We start from the raw sequence: 2,571 nt of genomic DNA on the forward strand, positions 1-2,571 counted from the left end.
CCGGCCACCCGGCGCACCCCGTCGATGAACTGGTCCGCGTCGAACACCCGGTCCTTGAGCAGGTACCCCACCCCGCCGCTGCCGTCGGCCAACAGTTCCCGGGCGTACAACTGCTCCACGTGCTGCGACAGCACCAGCACCGGGAGACCCGGGATCTCCCGCCGAGCCGAGAGCGCCGCCTGCAACCCCTCGTCGGTGAACGACGGCGGCAGCCGCACGTCCACCACCGCCACGTCCGGCCGCAGCGCCACCAACGCCCGGGCCAGCTCCGGCCCGTTGTCCACCGCGGCGGCGATCTCGCAGCCGTACGCCTGGAGCAATCTGACGAGGCCGTCCCTCAGCAGGAAGAGGTCTTCGGCGAGGACGACGCGCAGGGGGGTGCTGTCCGACGCTCCGGGGTGCTGGACGGTCATGGGGAGAGCCTAGGGGTTGTCTGGTGAACGGTGCCGTCCGCCGCCGGTGACCGGGGGGTCAGCCGTTGTCGGGGAGGGCGTCGGCCATCGAGGTGTGCCAGTTGGTGACGATCGGCTTGTCCACGACGTAGCGGCCGACGGCCAGCGAGACCGGGGCCGGGTCCTGCTGGTCCACGGCGACGATGACGTCCTCGAACTCCACTCCGGTGATGCCGCCCGTCGTCTTTGCCGTGACGCCCGCGTAGGCGGTGGCCCCCTCGACCATCTCGATCTCCTCGCCCACGGCCTGCTCGGCCGGTGCCGCCTCGGTGCCGTCCGAGCCGAACGCCACGACCGGGTACTCGCCGGGCAGTTTGCAGACGAATCCCGGCTTGGCCCTCGCGGTGATCAGGATGTGGCTGCCGGCCTGCGACTCCAGGGACGCGGACAGGGTGATGTCCTCCGCGCCACAGACCGGCCTGCGGTCCAGCATGTCGTCGTTCGTCGAGTCGGAACCGGCCGTCGAGGTGTCGCTGCCCGAGCCCGTCCCGTCCGAGCCCGCGGTGTCCGAGCCGGACGTGTCCTCCGCGCCGCCGTTGCCGCCGGTGGACGCCTCGACGTCCTCGCCCTGGTCCGTGCCCTGGCTCTGCGTCGGGGAGGCGTCGTCCGACCGGTCCGCGGCGTTGTCGTCCTCCGGGCCGCAGGCTGTGGTCAGGGCCAGCAGGGTGGCCGCGGCGGCGAGTGCGACACGGGCGGAACGAGCGACGGGACGCGAGCGCATGGTGTCGGCCTCCAGGGAGTCAGCGGATGCTCCGGTCAACGGTAGGTCCGCGTCTTCACTGGTTGGTGGTGGCGATGTCCCCGTTCGGTAGCGGCGTCCGATGGTCCCCCAGGGGCTGGCACGGGATCTCGATAGCGATGACGGTGGGGCCGCCCCGGGGGCTGTTCACGGCGAGGACGCCGTCGAAGGCAGCGAGCCGCCGCTCCACCCCGCGCAGACCGGTGCCCCCCATGGGGTCGGCGCCGCCCTGGCCGTCGTCGGTGACCAGGACCCGCAACACGCCGTCCTGGTGACACAGGTCGATGGAGACCCGCTCCGCCTCGGCGTGCTTGGCCGCGTTGGTCAGCACCTCACTGACCGCGAAGTACGCCGCGGACTCCACCGGGGCTTCCAGGCGGTCCGGCAGGTCCACGGTGACCTCGCTGCGCAACGGGTGGCGCAGCGCGAGCGCCCGCACGGCGTCGCCGAGACCGCGTTCGGCCAGGACCGGGGGGTGGATGCCGCGGACCAGGTCGCGCAGTTCGTGCAGCGCGTCGGCGGAAGACTGACGGACCTGGGCCAGCAGGTGTTTCGCCTGCTCCGGGTCGCGTTCCAGGAGCTGCTCCACGGCGCCGAGGTGCATGCCCATGGCGACCAGGCGGGCCTGGGCGCCGTCGTGCAGGTCGCGTTCGATGCGGCGCAGCTCGGCGGCGGACGTGTCCAGGGCTTCGCTGCGGCTCTCGGTGAGCTGCTCCACGCGCAGCCGAAGGTCACGCTTCCTGCTGGGGGACAGCGCCGAGCGGGTGAGCAGCGCGTTCCCCTTGAGGATGGCCGGCGCCAGCCAGATTCCGAGGGCCATCATCACCAGACCGAGGGCCGCGGCGGCGAACGCACGGGTCTGGTTGGTGACCGCGAAGAAGAAGAACCAGCGGGCGTCGTCCCCGCTGGAGTGGAGCGGCCGCCACAGCCCCCCCGCCAGCAGGGGCCCGATGGTTCCGTGCGCGACCAGCCCCGGGGGCAGCACGGCCAGGGCCAGGCCCGCGGAGGCGTCCACCAGCAGCCACCGCAGGTCCCGCCAGGTCTGCGGGTCCTTCAGCATCCAGGCGCAGCGCTGCAACTGCCCGATGATCCCGCCCTGGATCGGTGGCCGTGGCCGGTAGCTCACCGGGACGTCAACCCGGGACCAGGTCCCGGCCACCCGGCGCCGCCAGCCGGCGTGGGCGCGGACCCCGGTCAGGACCACCGGGGTGACCAACGCGCCCACCCCGAGCGGGATCAACGCGATCCAGACCACCGCCAGGCAGAAGAGCGCGATCGACGCGGCGGTCGAGGCGACGGCGAGCAGCAGTCCTCGACCCGCGGCCGCAAGCCCCGCCAGGATGCGCATGGTCCCTCCCGTCGTCGCCCCCATCCTCCCTC

The 2,571-nt window shown here is 72.9% G+C and carries 3 protein-coding genes; all 3 read right to left on the minus strand.

Annotated elements, in window-relative coordinates:
- The coding region (locus A3IG_RS0127885; RefSeq protein ID WP_026220745.1) for a response regulator at nt 1–374 on the minus strand (374 nt) is incomplete at its 3' end.
- Between the two features lie 97 nt (nt 375–471).
- Entirely contained in the window at nt 472–1,212 is a 741-nt protein-coding gene (locus tag A3IG_RS0127890) for a DUF4232 domain-containing protein (RefSeq protein WP_018386881.1), read from the minus strand.
- A 16-nt stretch (nt 1,213–1,228) separates the two neighbouring features.
- Nucleotides 1,229–2,539, minus strand: coding sequence for a sensor histidine kinase (locus A3IG_RS0127895; RefSeq protein ID WP_018386882.1), 1,311 nt, complete (start codon nt 2,537–2,539; stop codon nt 1,229–1,231).
- Between the last annotated feature and the right edge of the window lie 32 nt (nt 2,540–2,571).

The sequence above is a fragment of the Wenjunlia vitaminophila DSM 41686 genome (assembly GCF_000380165.1).
GTDB classification, from domain to species: Bacteria; Actinomycetota; Actinomycetes; order Streptomycetales; family Streptomycetaceae; genus Wenjunlia; species Wenjunlia vitaminophila.

Coding starts and splice junctions, on each gene's coding strand:
- A3IG_RS0127895 (WP_018386882.1), bottom strand. CDS start 2,539: ATGCGCATCCTGGCGGGGCTTGCGGCCGCGGGTCGAGGACTGCTGCTC.